The sequence below is a fragment of the Afipia dichlorophenoxyacetatis genome, assembly GCF_055386385.1.
On record NZ_AP029250.1, the window covers coordinates 5,140,096 to 5,157,495 of the forward strand.

Genomic DNA, 17,400 nt, shown 5'->3' on the forward strand with positions numbered 1-17,400 from the left:
CAGTTCGCGGTTGCCTAGACTGATGCTTGGTGAGTACCACCAAGCTGCAGGAAGTCTTTAGTCAGGGGCATGGGATGATTTTGCAATCGCTCGCCGGCTTGCCGGCCTTTATTGTCTATTTTTGTACCGGCCTTGTGGCCATCAGCCTTTTCCTCTTCGTCTATACGCGAATCACGCCCCACGACGAATTCAAGCTCATCCGGGAAAATGTCCCCGGCGCAGCGATTTCGCTGGGATTTAGCCTGCTTGGCTTCGTCCTGCCGCTGGTCAGCGCCATCATCCATTCCGCCAATGTGTTTGATTGCATGATCTGGAGCGTCATCGCCCTGATCGTTCAGATCATCGTCTACTTCGTCGTCCGCATCCCAGTCCCCAACCTGTCGAACCGGATTGCCACCGGTGAACTGGCCCCCGCCATCTGGCTCGGCGCAGCTTCCCTCGCCGCTGGCGCGTTGAACGCCGCCTCCATGACGTACTGAAAGTCTTTACGATGAAACGCTCGAGTCAGGTTGCGCTCCTTCTGATGGGAACGACGGCCGTCGGCGGGACGGCCTATACTGTCATGCCGAGCGAGAGCTGCACGACCGAACGACCTGCGATTGTCGCGCCGGGCGCGACGCCCCCGGTCGAGTGCAAACCACGCAGCAGCAGTTCATCGTCGTCATCCGGAGGCAGCTACCATTCCAGATCACTGTGGGCCAACCATTTGTTCGACAGCGATTCATCGTCGTCCATCAGATCAACCAGCACCAGAAGTACCTCCAGTAGTTCCACCGACAGCGGCAGTCACGTCACGCGCGGGGGCTTCGGTTCGTTTGCCCACGCGTTCACGTCGCATTTCTCGAGTGGCGGCTAACCAGCCATGCAACGCATTTCCTGCCCTGAACGTGACGACTGGCAATCCACCGCAGCAGCGATGGGCTTTCATTTCCACACGATCGATGGCGAACGCTATTGGGACGAAAGCGCCTATTATGCCTTCTCGCTCGATGAGATCGAAGGCGACATTGAAGCGCCAAGTGCTGAAATCGAGTCCATGTGCCGCGAGCTCGTCAGCCGCGCCGTCAGCGATGATCGCTATCTCCGGCTCCTCAAAATCCCGGAACCGTTCTGGACCTATATCGCGGCAAGCTGGAAACGCGGTGACCCAAGCCTCTATGGCCGATTTGATCTGGCTTTCGATGGAAAAGGACCGGCGAAGCTGCTGGAATATAATGCCGATACGCCAACGTCGCTGTTCGAGGCAGCGGTCTTTCAATGGACGTGGCTCGAACAGGCCATCGAACGGCGGATCGTTCCAGCGCGCTCCGATCAATATAACTCACTGCATGAGAGCCTGATCGATGCCTGGAAAAAAATCGGAAAAGATCGCCATCTGCATCTCACAGCCGTGATGGACAGTGAAGAAGACGCCGGCACCGTTGCTTACCTGGAAGACGTCGCGCGCCAGGCCGGCCTTTCGACGACCCTGATTGATATTGAGAGTATCGGCGCGCGGGACGACGGTCAGTTCGTCGATATGGACGACTGCACCATCGAATTCGCATTCAAGCTTTACCCGTGGGAATGGATGATGCGTGAAGCCTTTGGCGCAAAGCTCAAAGGCGCATCCACCCGATGGATTGAACCACCATGGAAGGCCATCCTCTCCAACAAGGGGATCCTGCCGCTGCTATGGTCAATGTTTCCGCGGCATCCGAATCTGCTGCCGGCTTATTTCGACGATGATCCGGCTGCAGCCGAACTTGGGACCAGCTATGTCCGGAAACCCCTATATTCACGCGAAGGGGCAAATATATCCATCATCACGTCGGGGAGCGTTTTGGAGGAACAGACCGGTCCCTACGGGTCCGAGGGCTTCATTCGCCAGCAGCTGACGCAGCTCGGAAACTTCTCGGGCAACTATCCTGTGCTCGGAAGCTGGATCGTGGACGGCACGCCGCACGGGTTATCAATCCGCGAGGACGAAAACCCGATTACCGGTAACAGCTCACGTTTCCTGCCCCACGCGATCGTTTAAGCATCGCTTATGCAGAAAATTGTCCGCTTATCTGCCGACCGCCATCGCAGGCGTTGATACCGAAGCCGGACGCGCTGCTGCATTCGGCAGATAAACGCCGCGACGCTGCGGACACGGCCGATAAACGTCGGTGAGACCCACAACCGTTTCCGCGGCGCCGAGGAAAAGGTAGCCGTCCGGCTCATGGGCTTTGAGCATCCGATTGAAGATATCGATCTTTGTCGCCTGATCAAAATAGATCAGCACATTGCGACAGAAGATGATGTCGAAACGGCCCAGATGGGAGAAGTCCTGCAGCAGATTGAGTTGGCGATACTGAACCATGGCGCGGATATCGGGATTGAGCTGCCACAGATCGCCGACCTGCTTGAAATACTTGACCAGTAGCTGGATCGGCAGGCCGCGCTGGACTTCGAACTGGCTGTAGATTCCCGACTTGGACTTCTCCAGGACCTCTTGCGACAAATCTGTTGCAACGATCTCGACGCGCCAGCCGCTGAGAGCCGCGCTCATCTCCTTCACGATCATCGCAAGCGAATAAGGCTCCTGGCCGGTGGACGCAGCAGCGCACCAGATGCGCAAGCTGCGACGGCTGGCTCGTGCGGCCAGCAACTCGTTCAGAACCGTATCCTTAACATGGTCGAACGGAACCTTGTCGCGAAAGAAGAAGGTCTCATTCGTGGTCATTGCCTCGACCACATCGACCGTAATCGCCTCGGAGCCGTTCTTGATCTTCTGAACAAGATCGCTGATCCCCGAAAGACCCGCCTTGCGAGCAAGTGGAAGCAGCCGGCTTTCAATGAGATATTGCTTGTCCGCAGACAACAGCAGCCCGGAACGATCCTTCAGTATCTTCCGCAGGTAGTCATAATCTTGAGGCGTCACCCGCGAACTCCTGAAAACAAACGAACCAATTTTGGTGCAATCTGGTCAATCGGCAGAATAGCAGCGCAAACTCCCGCGTGAGCAACGGCGCCAGGCATGCCCCAGACCACGCTGGTGGCTTCGTCCTGTGCAATGACGTTGCCGCCCGCCGCGACGACTTCCTTGCTGCCGCCGCAACCGTCCGAGCCCATGCCGGTCAAAATCACAGCGAGAATGCCGTTCTGCCAGACGTCGATAGCTGACGAAAACAGCGGATCCACAGCCGGCTTGCAAAAATTGATTTGCGGCCCATCGGTCAACGCAATCACGGGATTGCCGTTGGAACGCGCGACCCGCATGTGACGTCCGCCCGGAGCAAGATAAATCTGTCCCGGCTTGATCGCCTCGCCATCAACAGCCTCATGCGCGGGACGGCCGCTTGTCCGGGCAAGATGCTCCGCAAGAATCGTCGTGAACGTTGGCGGCATGTGCTGAGTGATCAGCACAGGATAACGATCGATCACTGAACCAATTCCGGCAATTAGTGTCATGAGCGCCTGAGGACCGCCGGTTGACGATCCAATCAACAGCACACGTGGGGTTGCCGAACTAAACGGGCGGGTCGTCACCTTTGACGGCGCAGCAGTTACAACTGGCGCAGGTGGCGTCCGTGATAGCGGCGCCTTTACCGGCTGTGCCGATGGAGAGAGTGACGGAGACGGAACAGTCGCCGGGCGACGCACACGCGCACCGAGGTGACGGATCTTTTCGATCAGGTCCCGCTTGAAAACGTCAGCGGCAGCAATCTCGCGGGTGCTTTCTGGTTTCGGAATGTAGTCAGCGGCTCCGAGCGACAGCGCTTTGAGGCTAACCTCCGCGTTCCGGCGCGTCAACGTGGACGCCATGATGATGATGAGATCGCGCTTCTTCGTCAGTAATAGGGGCAGCGCCGTGATGCCGTCCATGTCCGGCATCTCGATATCGAGCACCACCACATCGGGCGCAACGCGTTCGAGCTGATTAACCGCATCAAGCCCGGTGCGGATCGAGGCGGCAACCTTCATGTCTGCTTCTGCCTCGATCCAGCGGGAAATCAATCCGCGGATGACGGCAGAATCATCGACGACCATCACACGTAACGGTTCGTACCGTTGTGTGGTCAACCCGGGGGACGCCGCGACTGCAACACTCATTTTTTTTATCTGCTCTTGTAGCAACACGGCGTGTAAGACTTGAACGGAGTGAAACGCCGGAATATCCGGCGCTTTAGATCTTAGATCAGGCCAACCTCATGAAACTTCGCCGTGACGATGTCCTTATCGAACGGCTTCATGATGTATTCATTGGCGCCGGCGTGCAGTGCCCGCGCGATATGCGCGACGTCATTCTCGGTTGTGCAGAACACAACCTTAGGCTTGTCGCCGCCGGGCATCAGGCGAAGATTGCGCAGAAATTCATAGCCATCCATGACCGGCATGTTCCAGTCGAGAAGAACGGCGTCCGGCATTCCGTGCTTGCAGACTTCGACGGCCTTCTCGCCGTCTTCCGCTTCCACGATCTGGAAATCGAGGCCTTCCAGAATGCGTCGGGCAACCTTTCGGATGACGCTTGAATCGTCAACGATCAAACATGTTTTCATCGTAGCCTCTATCTCTGCGGTCCCGGTTTGGGCCGTTTCCTTCAGATTTTGTTATCCCGCCTGTTCCCGGCGGTATTAGGCCGCCATCATGTCGGGCGCGATTTCCAACACGCGATCGACATCCAGAACGACCATCAATTGTCCGTCCAGCCGATGAACACCACCGGCCATTTTGGCCATGCGCGGATCGAGATTGACCGGGTTCACTTCGCGGCTGTCATTCGGCAGCTTGAGAACCTCACCAATGTTATCGATCAGAAGTCCATAGGACTCTCCGCGCATATCGACACCCACCGCCATTGGCGGCCGGCCATTGTCATGCTTCGGCAAACCGAGCCGTGCGCGCATATCAATTGCAGTGACAATGCGGCCGCGCAGATTGAGAACGCCAGCGACATCGTCGGAAGCCAAAGGCACACGTGTCAACCGATCGGGCATAAACACGTCTTGCACACGGGAGATCGGCAGACCGAACAACTGCCCTCCGATCATGGCGGTGACGAATTCGGTGATGCCAGCGTCCGGGCCGTTAACTGATTCATTCATCGTCATATCCCTTACGCCGCCTGCTTCACTTCAGCGGTCTGTTCCTTCAAAGCGGCAATCAAGCCAGGGCGGTCGAATTTCGCCACGTAGTCGTGGAAACCGGCCTGCCGGCCTCGCTCAATCGCGGCGGGCGAAATCAGCGACGACAGCGCGATGATCGGCATCGTTTCCATGCGGCGATCGGACCGGATCGCCTCGGCAAATTCGAAGCCATTCATTTCCGGCATTTCGATATCAGTCAGGATGGCGTCGAAGTGCTGACCCGTGCGCAGCACGTTGAGACCTTCCTGTCCGCTCTGTGCGACGGAAACACGATAGCCTGCGGCCTTCAGCACCGGCGCTAGCATGTTGCGGAAGAACGCGGAGTCGTCGACCAGCAGAACGGTCTGCGCGGTCGTTGACGGACGCATTTCCTTGCGTGCGAACCAATCGGCGAAAGCCATCGGCAGGAAGTGGCCGACATCGATCACTTCGGTCGCCTGCCCCTTCACCACCGCGGAGCCAAGGATTCCGTCCTGCGTGCTGGCGACTTCGATGCTCAGGTGCTCTTCGACGATGTCGATGATCTCGTCGACGACGAGTCCCATCGAACGTCCGTCATCTGCGAAAACGAGGATCGGCTGGACCCCGCTTTCGCGGATCGAGACATCCTCAATCCGAACCAGCGGCATGAGCTGCTCACGGTACTGAACCATGTGGCGGCCGTTCGAGAACTCGATCTTGTCGATGGCGATCTCTTCAAGCCGCGTCACGAGCGCCAATGGCACTGCCTTGGGCTGCGAGGACCCTGCCCGGAACACGAGCAGCGAGGTGAGCTGGCCATCCGCGTTGGAACGTGTCGCAGCATTCTCGTCGTTGATTTCGCTTTGTGAGGCAACCGATGTGCCGAGCGACTGGGCAATGCCGTTCGGGTCGATGATCATGATCACCGCGCCGTCACCAAGGATGGTGTTGCCGGAGAACATACCGATGTGACGAAGCTTGGTGGACATCGGCTTGACCACGATTTCTTCGGTATGGAACACGCCGTCAACGACGATGCCGAAGGTCTGGCTACCGACCTGGGTGACCACGATGAAGCCGTTTTCCGGATCGCTCGACGCACCGTCATCGATCCTCAGCAGCTTCTTCAGATGCATCAGCGGAAGCAGCTTGTTGCGCAGGCGCAGAACCGGCGTGTCCTTAATGCGTTCAATGCGATGATCGGAGTTCGCGCGCGCACGAACGAGTTCGACCACCGAGAGCTGAGGAATCGCGAAGCGGTCGCCGGCTGCTTCCACGATCAGTGCCGATACGATCGCCAGCGTCAGCGGGATCTTGATGGTGAAGCTCGAACCTTCGCCCGGCACGGACTTGACGTCGATTGTGCCGCCGATCTGATCGATGTTGGTGCGAACGACGTCCATACCGACACCGCGGCCGGATACGCTCGTGATCGCAGCTGCCGTCGAGAAGCCCGGTGCAAAGATAAACTTGTGGATCTGGGCCTCGGTCATCTTTTCGATCTCGGCCTCGGTGGCCAGACCGTTGGAGACCGCCTTCGCCTTGATGCGCTCGGTGTTCAGGCCGCGGCCATTGTCCGCGATGCAGATGATGATGTGGCCGCCTTCGTGATAGGCAGATACGCGAATCGTGCCTTGTTCCGGCTTGCCGGCGGCAACACGGTCAGCGGTCGATTCCAGGCCGTGATCCGCGGAGTTGCGCACCATGTGCGTCAGCGGATCCTTGATCAGATCGAGAACCTGGCGGTCGAGTTCGGTGTCGGCACCGTGCATTTCGAGCTCGATCTGCTTGCCGAGTTCGCTCGACAGATCGCGCACGATACGCGGCAGCTTCTGCCACGCATTGCCGATCGGCTGCATGCGCGTCTTCATGACGCCTTCCTGCAGCTCGGCCGTGACGTTGGAGAGACGCTGCAGCGGGACCTTGAATTCGGAGTCTTCGTTGCGCCGGCTGATTTCAAGCAGCTGGTTGCGGGTCAGCACAAGCTCGGACACCATCGTCATCAGATGCTCGAGCGTATCGACGTTCACGCGGATCGACTGGTTGGCAACCTTGTCGCTGTCGCCACCTTCCGCCGCTTCGCCACCTGATTTCTTTGGTGCAGGTTTGGCAGCTGCTGGCTTCTTCGGGGCTTCGGCCTGAACAGGCGCGGGCGCGGGTGCAGGCGCTGGCGCAGGTGCAATAGACGGCGAGGCGACTTCGGTTTCAGTTTCCCGGAACGCGCGCTCCAGTTCGTCGAGCGATACTTCGCCAGGACGCAGTTCGCGCTCCAGCGTCTGAACGATCAGCGTTCCTTCCGTCTCAGCCGGTGCGGCGGCGACGGGAGCAGGAGCAGCGGCGGCCGGCGCAGCGGCGGCATGCTCGCCTTGTTCGACCATGCGTTCAAGCGCGTCGATCAGATCGCGATCGGAACCCTCGGGCTCCGCTTCGGTCGCTTCAAGCTGGCCAAGAATGTCTTTGATTCGATCGATCGTCGTCAGGATCAGCGTCACGGCTTCGCCGGTCACCGGCATGCCGTCGCGGAATTTTCCCATCAGCGTTTCGGCGGCGTGCGCCAACGCTTCCAGTCTCGGCAATCCTAGAAAACCGCAAGTCCCTTTGATTGTGTGAACCAGACGGAAGATATTATCGAGGATCTTCGCGTTGTTCGGGTCCTGCTCAAAACGCACCAACTGATTATCGACGGTGTCGAGACTCTCGTTGGTCTCAGTCAAAAATTCCCGCAACAAATCGTCCATGAACGCAAGCCTTCACACAAAAGGGTACGCACAATACGCCCCGTGGATTCAGGCCAGTTTCGATGCAAAGCGTTTAATATTGGTTGAGTAAATGAAAAAGAACGCGCTCAACAAAGCACTAAAGGCGATTTGTCGGCGGCGGAGCACCTCCAACCGCCGTTGATTAAAAATTGATGAAGATGCGATCAGGATGTCGCGACAACCACCGCTTCGGTCTCGGGCGTCAAGGTGACCTTGAATCCACAGGACTGCGCGAGCAGCGCTGTGTAATAAGGCTGAACCCCATGCGCGGTGACTGAACCTGCGTTGTCGAGCTTCAGTTGTTCACCGATGTTCTGAGGCTCGCGTGCGTATGTCCCGGCTGCGCGAATACGAAATCCCATCGTCTCACCTTCGCCGACCGGATCGATGATGAGCTCGCCGCCGCGTGGGATAGCTTGCTGCGCAATCACCAGCATGTTCAGCAGCAACTTGACGCGATTCTTCGCCATCAGCACATGCGGCAGATTCCAGGTTATCTTGGTTTTCTCATCCTCGAGATGGCCGCGTGAGATCTTCTGAGCTTCGCCGAGGTCGATCTGTGAACCGGCTGATCCCGCTGCCCCGTAGGCAATGCGGCAGAACTGTAGTCGTGCCGACGTCGATTTCGCGCTCTTGCGGATCAGATCGAGCGCGAATTCGCGATCGTCTTCTTTGTTACTGCTGTCGAACACCTCTAACCCGTTGACGATCGCGCCGATCGGATTGATGAGGTCATGGCAGACGCGCGAGCACATCAGCGCTGCAAGTTCAATTGCGTCTGGGGCGGGACCGGGAGTTGGTGTGTCAGACATGCTTTTCCTAGGCCTTTTCTGCAACGTCCTGCGATCAGGACACGCGAAGCGGATACTGGTGGATTCCCGTGATGCTGACACGGCGAATCACTCATGCTTTATGTTTGATACACTGCCGCCGCGGTTGCTGCCACCGAGGCAGAGGCGAGAGAACAGCAGGCTGGACATGCAAATGTGGGAGCGAAAGACCTACCAATGACGGAGATTTCCATAGCCGGGCCGGCGATCGATGCCGATGGCGCAGCAGCACTGATGGAGCCGCTGACGGACATCGTCGCCAAAGCCGGTGCGGCCATCCTCGCCGTCAGCCGGGCTAGCATGCAAATCGAAGGCAAGTCTGACGGATCTTCTGTCACAGAAGCAGATATGGCCGCCGACGGCGTGATCGCAGAGGGACTGGCAAAGCTTATCCCTCAGGTGCCGACCCTGTCGGAAGAGCGGACCCATCTCGCCCGGCGCCCCTACAGGGACAGTTTCTTCCTCATCGACCCCCTGGATGGAACCCAGGAATTCGTCGCCGGCCGCGAGGAATTCACAGTCAACCTTGCGCTGGTCACTCGGGGCGAGCCCCTCCTCGGCATCGTCGGTGCGCCCGCCTTGGGATTGATCTGGCGGGGACTGGTCGGCCGCGGTGCAGAACGGCTTAGGGTCACAAAGGACGGCGAAACGAGCACGGCCGAGTCCATTCGAACCCGTCCCCATCCCGGACAGGCTGCCCCGTGGATCGTGACCGTTAGCCGGTCTCATGGCGATAAACGAACCGAGGCCTTTATTGCGGAGCGGCCCGGCGCGGTCCGGCAAATCCTCGGCTCGGCGGTGAAGTTTTGTCGGGTTGCCGAGGGCGGCGCCGATATCTACCCGCGCCTCGCTCCCACGTCAGAATGGGATGTCGCAGCCGGTCACGCCGTGGTGACGGCGGCTGGCGGAAAGGTCACGGACAGCAAAGGCGCCGCACTCCGGTTCGGCGAAGCGCGTGAGGGATTTCTGGTCCCGGAATTCATCGCATGGGGTGATCCGGCGATAGCGGATCAATAGTCCGACAACGTCGCTCGCAAAGCGGGCCACTCACCAGTGGCGAGCTTGAGCGTATTCTCAGGATTGGCGGCGAAAGCTGCTAGGCTTTCCTCGCGGCTGAAGAGATAGAGGCGCCCCCTCGAAACCATCCAAAGCTGGGCTCGGCCTGCAACGGCCTTGCCTCTTGCGACGTCGACCGGATCATACCCGCCGAATTGCGGTCCGTAGATATCCGGACGCGCGACAAACGCTGCGCGGTTGGCTTCGTTGCGAAAGCGCCAGATCGCCCCATTTTCAGAGACCTCGACGTCCGGCTCCCCTTTGGCTGCCTTGGCATCGGTGAAATAGGCGACCGGATCGAAGCCATCGATGGCCAGGCCCGAATGGCGGTTCACGACCACCTGCTCGGTCTCCGCGGCCAATAGCGCCGGGCACGATCCCACGAGCATTACAGCCCACGCAAAAGCCGCGAGCGAGGCAAATCTGAGGCGTAACCCTTTATTTTCTTGCCGCTGTAACGTCATAGTTGATGCTGATAACCAATCGAGTCGGGGACGTGGGACCGCAGCTTAAGCCGATATCGGTCAGCAAGGCGTTAAGCGATGGACGTATGACCTCGCCGTTTCGAGCGCGCTCTCACTTCGGTGGCTCACGCGCTAGCCCAAGGGGTCTTTAAGGGGTCTTTCATGAGCTTCGGTTCGCGCATTCTGGCTTTGATCTTTGCGGCGACGATTTCCCTGACAGTGCCGGCAGCAGCCCAGCAACGCTCAGGTGGCGGTACCTTCAGCCCCGACGAACTGGTTGGAGCGGGACACCGGTTCTTTGGCAATGTCTCGCGGGGACTGGCTTCGGTCATTGAGCGCGCGGTGAGCCAGTGGGGGCTGCCAAACGGCTATGTCCTCGGCGAAGAAGGCAGCGGCGCCTTTGTCGCGGGACTTCGTTATGGCGAGGGCACCCTTTACACCAAGAACGCGGGCGATTTGCGAGTGTACTGGCAGGGTCCGTCGGTTGGATTCGACTGGGGCGGCGACGGCGCCCGAACCATGGTGCTGGTCTATAACCTGCCCGCGACCGATGCGATCTACCAGCGCTTCGCCGGCATTGATGGCTCGGCCTACATCATCGGCGGGTTCGGCATGACGGCACTGACAGCCAACGGCATCGTACTGGTTCCGATCCGCTCCGGTGTCGGCCTGCGTCTCGGCGCCAATATCGGTTATTTGAAGTTTACTCCGCGGGCGACCTGGAATCCGTTCTGATCTTGCACGTCACGATTGGATTTTAAGACAGCGCCGTTGCGGCAAAGCCACGGATTCACGTTAAAGTATTGTTCCGCTAGCTTTTTCCCCTGCCTCCATGGCATGGTAAAAAACACGTAAATTCTGATGCAGGGGTAACGCCATGGTCGAACCGATCATGTATTTGGCGATCGGTTTTCTGGTGTCGATGCTGTTCGGTCTGATGATCGTTCCGCTGGTACACAATCGCGCGGTGCGATTGACCACCAAGCGCCTCGAAGCCGCCACCCCGCTCTCCATGGCCGAAATTCAGGCCGACAAAGACCAATTGCGCGCCGAGTTCGCGATGTCCGCACGACGCCTCGAAATGAGCGTCGAGCAGCTCAAAAATAAGACGAGCAGCCAACTGGCCGAGTTGGGCAAGAAGTCGGATGCGATCAACCGGCTGAAGATCGAACTTGGCGACAAGAACGCCACGATCTTTGCGCTGGAGGCACGTGAGAAGGCGCTGAAGAACGAACAGCGGGCCACGGAAGAAGAATTCACATCCAAGACCCAGGCGCTGCGCGCGGCCGAACAGGAACTGGCTGACAAGCGCGCTGAACTTGGCAAGCTGACCAGCGAATTGTCCGAACGCTCAGTGACGGCAGAGAACCGGCAGACCGAACTGTCTGCCGTCCGCGGACAGGTCGATGAGTTGCAAAATCGCGTCAAAGGCGCCGAGCGGGACTACACCGAAACCCAGCAGCGGCTGGCAGCCCAGCGTGGCGACGCCGACACCGCTACACGCGAATTGGCGGAGGCGCGCGGCAAGGTCGAGAATCTCAGTGCACGCGTGAGCGATCTCGATCGCCAACTGCTGGTCCAGTCCAAGGAAGCCGACTTACTGTCCGGACGGGTGACCGATCTCGAGAGCCGGTTTGCGCTGCAGGGCAAGATCCTCGCGGAGCGTGAATACGAGAACAACTTGCTGCGCCAGCAGGTTGAAGGTGCGAAAAAAACCGAAGGGCTGTTGCGCGAGGAGATCACTTCCGCCTCTGGAACCGGTCAGTCATCGGTTCTCGAGAAACTGAAAGCCGAGAAGGCTGCAATCGAAGAACAGCTCGGCGTCGCCCGCGACGAACGCGCCAAGGCACAACGTGAGCTCAACCTCGTCCATCAGCAGGCGGAAGCTGCGTGGTCGACCGAACGCACAGAAAATGCCCTGCTTCGGGAGCGGATCAACGACATTGCCGCGGAAGTCGCCAAGCTTGCGGTGACGCTTGAGGGCCCCAATTCTCCGATTGAGGCCATTCTCGCCTCTGAACCGGATAAGCCAGCCATCAGCGCCATCGTCAGAGGAGCCGCCGCGAACGATACAGGCGTCAATGGGGCTGCCGCAGAGGCGCGCGGGACCCTCGCGGAGCGCATCCGGGCTCTTCAAGCGCATGCCTCGCGCGCGCGCCAACCCGGCTAACCTCTCATCCAGCGATATATCGGAAATTCTGGTCTCAGTGCCTCGCCCACGCTTGACACCCCGGCCTGCGGTTCCGTAAATCGCGGTTCGAAAGGCCGTTCGGTCACTTCGGGCGCATAGCTCAGCGGGAGAGCGTTCCCTTCACACGGGAGAGGTCCAAGGTTCGATCCCTTGTGCGCCCACCATTCCTTATCCCCGATACGTGTCTCACTTGGTCACGGCAGCACGCCCTTCCTCGCTCACATTCGGTGACTAGCTCGGCTCGATGACACGAGTCACAGCAACGAATGTTGGATGCGAAGAAGCTGCTCGACCGGTTCTTGAGCGTTGGTCAATTCCCGCACGCTATCCAGCGCCGTGGCGATGGCGCGAAACAGTCCCCGCGTTCTCTCACACCGGGAACTTGCGGACCGGTCAATGAGCGCAGGTAAGTTTTTTGGAACGCCCGCAACTCAATTGCGTTTGCAGGGCGCCGCATGTGATCCATGCGGTTGAGGCCCGGCCCGTCTTGGTGATGCGGGACGCTGTCCTGGTCGGGCCCAACCTTCCACGCCTATCCGCATGACGTTCGCTCAGAAAGCCCTTCGCTCAGGTGAGACAAGTTCGGATCGATCCAGGACATCGCGGTAACGCGCATTGTTCTGAGTGTCTGGAGACATCGCCTACACAACGTTCCCCAGATAGATCTTCATCGCGTCGAACCTCACGAAGATCCCTGTCGGAGGATATCCAAACGCGTCGATCGCGCGAATTTATCTTCACGCGCAGCAATTATCTTAAGGCCCCGTTAAGTTCGTCGGGAACTTCGCGTCCGTATCATCCTTCAATTTACCTACCCTCAGTACGCTCGAAGTCGGCCTGCCAACTTTTTGGTGTGCAGCACAGGCCCGCCAGAACGTACGGATCCTTGCATGAGTCTCGCAGCCGCGCTGATCTACTGGGTGATTATTTCGATATGGCTTGCCGTGCTTGGCACTGTCGCCGTCGCCTACTATAGAAATCCGCAGACGTTCGGGACCACCCGACTGCTTCTCATTGTCGTCAGCATCGACACCGTCCGCAACATTACCGAAAATCTCTATTTCGGCCTCTATTTCGGAGCGCAGTACGGACTCTTTTCTGCATCGATTGTCCCGGTGCTCGGAAAGCCCGGCTTTCTGATTATTCCAAAACTGATGAACGTGATTGCCGCGTCGGTCGTGCTTGGCCTGTTGTTGCTCCGGTGGCTGCCGCTGGCTATGCGCGAACGTCTCAAGGCCGAGAGCGACGTGCGCGAAACATCGGACGCGCTCGCACGCGAAACGGAAGAGCATCGGCGCCTTTTCGATACGTCCGTCGATCTCATTGTCGTCACCGATCGCGACCGCATCATTACCCGCATCAGCCCGAGTTGCGCATCGATGCTAGGTTACAAGCCTGAGGAAATGATCGGACGTTATGGCGGAGATTTCATCTCGCCGGCCAAGGTGTCGCCTCTCAAAAGCGAGCTGGAGCTCTGCGCTCAAGGCAAAGCCATTCGCAATTTTCCATCTGAGTTCGTCCACAAAAATGGACATACGATTGCCGTTGCACTGGCTGGTGTCTGGTCCGAACGTGCCCAGCGCTTTTTCATCATTGGCCGCGACATGACTGAACAAAACGAAGCCGAGAAAATGCTCGCTGCATTGGCTCACTTCGATCAGCTCACAGGTCTTCCCAATCGCAATAGTCTGCTGGAGGACCTGAGCAAACTTGGTAGCGACAAGGCACCTGCGATATGCATCGCGATGTTCGATCTGGATGGTTTCAAGAACGTCAACGATACACTGGGTCATTCCATCGGCGACAAGCTGCTGACCCAGGTCGGTCAGCGTATCGAGACACTCACCCCTGAAAACGGTCGGGCATATCGCCTGGGAGGCGACGAATTTGTCTTGATCGATCGAGATTCTCGCGACCTTCTTGGATTCTCCAGCATCGTCGACAGCGTCTTGAAGGCGATGGAATCCCGCTTTGAAATCGACGGCCACGCGATTTACATCGGAGCAAGTGCCGGCATTGCGATCGCTCCAGCGGACGGTTCAAACGCCGAAGAATTGATCGGAAACGCGGATCTTGCGCTCTACGACGCAAAAGCCGCCGGCGGACGCAAGTATCGGCTTTTCGCACGCGCGATGCGGGCAAAGGCACAAGCAAAACATGAAATGGAAGGTGAACTGCGGCGCGCTTTTGCCAATCGGGAATTCGTGCTGCACTTTCAACCTCAATTCCGGCTCAGCGACGGCGCGATCGTCGGTGCCGAGGCTCTGCTGCGATGGCAGCATCCGCAACGAGGGCTGTTGGCACCTGCAGCCTTTATTGATGCGCTTGTTCAAAGCCCGGCGGCCCTGGAAGTCGGCAACTGGATTTTGCGGACAGCTTGCGAGACGGGAGCGTCCTGGATTGCCAAAGGCCTCAAGCCTGTAAGAATGGCGGTGAATCTGTTTCCAGCCCAATTCCACGATGAAATTCTATCCACTCAGGTCGACACCGCTTTGAGATATAGCGGGCTACCTCCAGAGCTGCTCGAAATCGAAGTCACGGAAAATATCGCCCTCAACAATGACGATTCCAGAATCACATCGCTGCAGTCGCTGAGAGCAAAAGGTGTCGGCCTTGCATTCGACGACTTCGGAACAGGCTATGCATCACTGAGCTGCTTGACGCGCTATCCCTTGACGCGTCTTAAAATTGATCGCGCCTTTGTTCAAACGATCGACAAGGATCCATCCGCCGAAAGCACCGCTGTGGCGAGTTCGATCATCGTGATGGCTCGGAATCTGGGATTATCGGTTACCGCCGAAGGTGTTGAAACGGCTGCCCAGGAGAAATTCCTGCAGACAAAGGGCTGCCACGAAGCTCAGGGCTTCCTTTATTCGCGACCGCTTGCGATCGACCAATTCGAACGTTTTCTGGCGCAATGGCCGGCGGAAAAACTCACCGCCTGATCAAATTCATAGAATGCTCGACGCTTCCGCCCCGGACTTATGGGAAGCCAATGAGCGTCAATGACGAAAACATTACTTCTGGGCGTCCAGCGCGCTTTGGACTGACGTGTATTTGCCTTTAATTGAAGTTCCAAGACCGTTGACCGCGCTGATGATGACAAAGGCAATACCGCACGCGATCAATGCATACTCGATCGCGGTTGCAGCGGTCTCATCTCGCAAAAATCGACTAAATAAATTCATTGCGCAGTCCTTGCATAGGATGCCCCTGCAGCGCCAACGCCTTCAAAGGTCATAGGCAATCTAGATATAAGAGACTGCGGAAGGTTTAATTTAACGTGTCGTAGTCCCGGAGGAACGGAGAGCACGTGGGGGTTACCCACGCCCCCCCCGGACGTCATCGAGAAACCAGCGGACGATTCGTCCGTCGTCGACGTCCATAGACGCCCGCTGGCTCGTTGATCGCACAGATTACATGACGACTTCGATCAGGCGCGGGCCCTTCTCTTTCGTCGCTTCAGCGAGGGCCAGGTTGAACTCATCCGCCGTCGTGACCGAGCGGCCGGATACGCCCATGCCCTTCGCAAGAGACACCCAGTCGAGGGCAGGATTATCCAGATTGAGCATCGCAAGCGCCTTCTGACCGGGCTCTCCGGCATCCACGCCGGCAAACTCGCCCTTCAGGATTTGATAAGAACGATTGGAAAAAACGATGGTGGTCACGTCCAGCCCCTCGCGGGCCTGGGTCCACAGTGATTGCAATGTGTACATGGCACTGCCGTCGCCAACCATGCAGATCACTTTGCGGTCAGGACATGCCACCGCAGCGCCGGTTGCGACCGGCGTCGAGAACCCGATCGATCCGCCCATGTTCTGCAGCCAGTCATGCGGTGCTGCAGCCGCCGTCGGTGGGAAAAATCCACGCCCTGTGGTGATCGATTCATCGACGACAATTGCATTTTCAGGAATCGCCATGGCTATCGCCTGCGCAATGGATGCGTGATTAAGTGCACCGGTCGGCTTGGCAAGTTCCATGAGCTTTTGCGGCACGATATCTGAAGCCTTGGCGCCAACAGCATCAGCCAGCGCATGCAGCGCTGCGACGGAGTTTTCGCCGGCTTCACACATGCGATGAACTTCGCAGCCCTCCGGCTTCAGCAGGCTCGGCTTGTTCGGATAGGCAAAGAATGCAACCGGATCGGAAGTCTCCACCAGAATGATGTGACGGAAATTCTTCAGGATCGGAACCGCTTGTTCGATCACATAGGGGATGCGATCGATCGAGAAACGGCCACGACCGCGCGCCATGCGCGGATTGTAGGTCTGGCCCATCACTTTGCATCCGGTCTTGCCGGCAATCTGCGAGGCAAGCTTCAATCCTTCTTCAGTCAAACCCTTGCCGGTCAGCAGCAACAGGGTTTGCTCACCGTTACGGAGAACACCGGCAGCTTCCTTCACGGCCTGAGCTGAATAGCTCGCACGCTGAGAATTTTCAGGCACCTGAGCAATACCGTCGGCCTCGTTCCATGCCGTGTCGGCCGGCAGAATGAGCGTCGCGATCTGCCCTGGCGCCCCATTGGCAGCGGCAATCGCGGCCGCCCCATCTCGCGCAACGGATTTCGCATCCGGGGAGGTCCGCACCCAGGCCGACATCGGGCGAGCGATCCCCTCGATGTCAGAGGTCAGCGGAGCGTTGTACTCGATATGATAGGTCGCGTGCTGTCCGACGATGTTGACGATGCCGGAATGGGCCTTCTTGGCATTGTGCAGATTGGCGAGACCATTGGCGAGGCCGGGTCCGAGATGAAGCAGCGTCGATGCCGGTTTCCCGAGCATGCGGTAATATCCGTCCGCCGCACCGGTCACGATTCCCTCGAAAAGGCCAAGCACGCAACGCATCCCGTCCACTCGGTCGAGCGCTGCGACAAAATGCATTTCCGAGGTTCCAGGATTGGTGAAACAGACGTTCACATCCCCTGCGACCAGTGTTCGCACCAGACTTTCCGCACCATTCATCATCTCACTCCCATTCGCCCTTCGCGATTTCGTAACCCGCCAGATCAATCATTCTTAGGACCACCCG

16 protein-coding genes and 1 tRNA gene are annotated in these 17,400 nt (G+C 58.3%); 8 read left to right on the top strand and 9 right to left on the bottom strand.

Translation table 11 applies throughout. The features are described 5' to 3' along the window. Positions 1 to 74 precede the first annotated feature (74 nt). From ACZ5C3_RS24120 to ACZ5C3_RS24130, 3 genes are read left to right on the top strand one after another with little or no spacing between them, the layout of a single operon-like run. Positions 75 to 479: a DUF350 domain-containing protein gene (locus ACZ5C3_RS24120; RefSeq protein ID WP_464044799.1), complete on the top strand. Its 405-nt coding sequence runs from the start codon at positions 75 to 77 to the stop codon at positions 477 to 479. An 11-nt stretch (positions 480 to 490) separates the two neighbouring features. Next, entirely contained in the window at positions 491 to 856 is a 366-nt protein-coding gene (locus ACZ5C3_RS24125) for a hypothetical protein (protein WP_464033665.1), read from the top strand. A 6-nt stretch (positions 857 to 862) separates the two neighbouring features. Then, positions 863 to 2,020 carry a glutathionylspermidine synthase family protein gene (locus ACZ5C3_RS24130; RefSeq protein WP_464033666.1) on the top strand — a complete coding sequence of 386 codons (1,158 nt, stop codon included), beginning with the start codon at positions 863 to 865 and terminating at the stop codon, positions 2,018 to 2,020. A 27-nt stretch (positions 2,021 to 2,047) separates the two neighbouring features. Here ACZ5C3_RS24130 and ACZ5C3_RS24135 read toward each other — a convergent pair whose 3' ends face one another. The 6 genes from ACZ5C3_RS24135 to chpT all read right to left on the bottom strand — a co-directional run bounded on the left by ACZ5C3_RS24135 (position 2,048) and on the right by chpT (position 8,643). Continuing rightward, a complete protein-coding gene (locus ACZ5C3_RS24135; RefSeq protein ID WP_464033667.1) occupies positions 2,048 to 2,905 on the bottom strand; it encodes a CheR family methyltransferase in 858 nt (285 codons plus the stop codon). Further along, complete coding sequence (locus tag ACZ5C3_RS24140) at positions 2,902 to 4,077, bottom strand: protein-glutamate methylesterase/protein-glutamine glutaminase (RefSeq protein WP_464033668.1); 1,176 nt, start codon at positions 4,075 to 4,077, stop codon at positions 2,902 to 2,904. Before ACZ5C3_RS24140 ends, ACZ5C3_RS24135 begins: the two co-directional genes overlap by 4 nt. Positions 4,078 to 4,157: 80 nt before the next feature. Further along, a complete protein-coding gene (locus ACZ5C3_RS24145) occupies positions 4,158 to 4,523 on the bottom strand; it encodes a response regulator (RefSeq protein ID WP_424627856.1) in 366 nt (121 codons plus the stop codon). 75 nt (positions 4,524 to 4,598) lie between these two features. Beyond that, entirely contained in the window at positions 4,599 to 5,069 is a 471-nt protein-coding gene (locus ACZ5C3_RS24150; protein WP_424627857.1) for a chemotaxis protein CheW, read from the bottom strand. A gap of 11 nt (positions 5,070 to 5,080) precedes the next feature. Beyond that, on the bottom strand, positions 5,081 to 7,810 hold the full coding sequence (locus tag ACZ5C3_RS24155; protein ID WP_464033669.1) for a hybrid sensor histidine kinase/response regulator: 2,730 nt from the start codon (positions 7,808 to 7,810) through the stop codon (positions 5,081 to 5,083). 185 nt (positions 7,811 to 7,995) lie between these two features. Further along, a complete protein-coding gene (gene chpT / locus ACZ5C3_RS24160; RefSeq protein ID WP_464033670.1) occupies positions 7,996 to 8,643 on the bottom strand; it encodes a histidine phosphotransferase ChpT in 648 nt (215 codons plus the stop codon). Positions 8,644 to 8,838: 195 nt separating this feature from the next. Here chpT and cysQ point away from each other — a divergent pair, with 195 nt between their 5' ends. After that, on the top strand, positions 8,839 to 9,678 hold the full coding sequence (cysQ, locus tag ACZ5C3_RS24165) for a 3'(2'),5'-bisphosphate nucleotidase CysQ (protein ID WP_464033671.1): 840 nt from the start codon (positions 8,839 to 8,841) through the stop codon (positions 9,676 to 9,678). On the opposite strand, the gene ACZ5C3_RS24170 is transcribed toward cysQ, so the two are convergent. Beyond that, the gene (locus tag ACZ5C3_RS24170) at positions 9,672 to 10,052 is read right to left on the bottom strand and encodes a YHS domain-containing (seleno)protein (protein ID WP_464033672.1); all 381 of its coding nucleotides are present in this window, start codon (positions 10,050 to 10,052) and stop codon (positions 9,672 to 9,674) included. The genes cysQ and ACZ5C3_RS24170 overlap by 7 nt on opposite strands. 291 nt (positions 10,053 to 10,343) lie before the next feature. On the opposite strand from ACZ5C3_RS24170, the gene ACZ5C3_RS24175 reads away from it, so the two are divergent. The 4 genes from ACZ5C3_RS24175 to ACZ5C3_RS24190 all read left to right on the top strand — a co-directional run bounded on the left by ACZ5C3_RS24175 (position 10,344) and on the right by ACZ5C3_RS24190 (position 15,317). After that, complete coding sequence (locus ACZ5C3_RS24175) at positions 10,344 to 10,916, top strand: DUF1134 domain-containing protein (protein ID WP_464033673.1); 573 nt, start codon at positions 10,344 to 10,346, stop codon at positions 10,914 to 10,916. Positions 10,917 to 11,058: 142 nt separating this feature from the next. After that, on the top strand, positions 11,059 to 12,351 hold the full coding sequence (locus ACZ5C3_RS24180) for a coiled-coil domain-containing protein (protein ID WP_464044326.1): 1,293 nt from the start codon (positions 11,059 to 11,061) through the stop codon (positions 12,349 to 12,351). Between the two features lie 110 nt (positions 12,352 to 12,461). Further along, a tRNA-Val gene (locus ACZ5C3_RS24185) sits at positions 12,462 to 12,536 on the top strand. 726 nt (positions 12,537 to 13,262) lie between these two features. Then, a complete protein-coding gene (locus tag ACZ5C3_RS24190) occupies positions 13,263 to 15,317 on the top strand; it encodes a putative bifunctional diguanylate cyclase/phosphodiesterase (RefSeq protein WP_464033674.1) in 2,055 nt (684 codons plus the stop codon). Between the two features lie 72 nt (positions 15,318 to 15,389). On the opposite strand, the gene ACZ5C3_RS24195 is transcribed toward ACZ5C3_RS24190, so the two are convergent. Further along, positions 15,390 to 15,560, bottom strand: a complete 171-nt coding sequence (locus tag ACZ5C3_RS24195) for a Flp family type IVb pilin (RefSeq protein ID WP_464033675.1) — start codon at positions 15,558 to 15,560, stop codon at positions 15,390 to 15,392. Positions 15,561 to 15,788: 228 nt separating this feature from the next. Beyond that, entirely contained in the window at positions 15,789 to 17,333 is a 1,545-nt protein-coding gene (locus ACZ5C3_RS24200; RefSeq protein ID WP_464033676.1) for an acetolactate synthase large subunit, read from the bottom strand. Between the last annotated feature and the right edge of the window lie 67 nt (positions 17,334 to 17,400).